This window comes from Curtobacterium sp. B18 (assembly GCF_000333375.1).
Classification (GTDB): domain Bacteria; phylum Actinomycetota; class Actinomycetes; order Actinomycetales; family Microbacteriaceae; genus Curtobacterium.
In genome coordinates this window covers 1-1286 of record NZ_BACZ01000550.1, presented here as the reverse complement: position 1 = coordinate 1286, position 1286 = coordinate 1, and the positions used below count along the sequence as shown (strand labels likewise).

1 protein-coding gene and 1 pseudogene are annotated in these 1286 nt (G+C 76.0%); both read right to left on the bottom strand.

Annotation, left to right across the window (positions count from 1 at the left end; translation table 11 throughout):
- Positions 1 to 1094, bottom strand: a pseudogene (locus I5E_RS21925) (phosphatidylglycerol lysyltransferase domain-containing protein); the annotation flags it as partial.
- Positions 1082 to 1286, bottom strand: a 205-nt coding sequence (locus I5E_RS25650; protein WP_042723937.1) for a cell division protein PerM, incomplete at its 5' end; no start/stop codon positions are given. The pseudogene I5E_RS21925 and the gene I5E_RS25650, both read right to left, overlap by 13 nt.

Below are 1286 nucleotides of genomic sequence, written 5' to 3'. Positions count from 1 at the left end.
CCGGCGAGCACCTCGGCGCGGTCGGCGGTGGCGCACGCCGGGTCCGACACGGCGAGGGCGACCTCGCCGCGCACCCGGTAGGCCACGGCACCGAGCCCGCCCGGGTGGGTCCAGGTCGCGTTCCCGCGCCAGGTGCCCATGTGCCCGAGGGTGCCGGCGTCGCCGTCGCGGAGCATCGAGACGAGGTCGTCACGCCCGGCACCGGCGGCCCGGAAGCGTGCCCGGACGAGTCGCGGTCGGAGGACGACGACGGCCAGCAGCACGGCGGCGGGGACGATCCACGCCCCGAGCAGGGTCACCTGCCACTCGACCGCGTCCAGGCCGAGTCCCTGCCACTGCACGGCGTCGTCCTGGACCGGCTCGATGAGGAAGACGTCGGCGAGCACGACGGTGAGCGTCAGCAGCACGGCGATCGCCAGCGCGACACCGACCCGACGCCCGCGGTGGACGAGCCAGGCGGCGAGGAGCAGCAGGACGCCGACGACGACCACGGAGCCGTTCGGCATCGCGTCGGCGAACGGGGAGAGCACGCCGTCCGGGTCGGGCACGACGGGCGTCACGAGGGTCCCGGCACCGAGCGCGATGAGGGCGCTCACCACGACGGTCCGGGCGGTGACGGCGGTGCTGCGGTGCGCGGGCTCGGAGGCGCGGCGGACGATCCAGGCACCGGCGGCGGTCCCGAGCAGGGTCGCGAGGGCACGGGCCAGGTCCGACCCGTGGCCGGCGAAGAGCACGAGGGTCAGGACGACGGTCCACAGGGCGGCACGGACGCGCCAGCGGCGCTGCGGGGGCATCGTCGCCGAGGCGGCACCGAGCAGGGCGGTGGCCACGATCGACGGCGCGAAGAGCGGTTGCCCGACGGCGAACTCGGCGTGCGCCTCGCCCAGCGCCGACCCGATGGTGACGGTGAGCAGCGTCGCGAGGACACCGACGAGCGGCGCTCCGATCCCGACGACCAGGGTCCGGAGCGAACCGAGGGACCGCTCGGCGAGGACCGTCGTCAGGACCACGGCCACGAGGGCGAGGCACGCGACGGGCGGGTGGTGCGGGAAGTCCGGCTCGGAGTGTGCCATCCGGGCGGTCACGACGAGCACGGCCGCTGTCCGACCGTCAGGGCGACGCCGCCGACGATGCCGGCGTGGGACCGCTCGTAGAGCGAGATGACCTCGGCGAAGGACGCGAAGAGCAGGACGGCGACGACCACCCCGGCGACCGCGACGACCACGGCGGTCGCAGCGGTGCCCGCGCGCAGGCCGAACGCCCCGACGGCACGCCCAGGTGGCCGG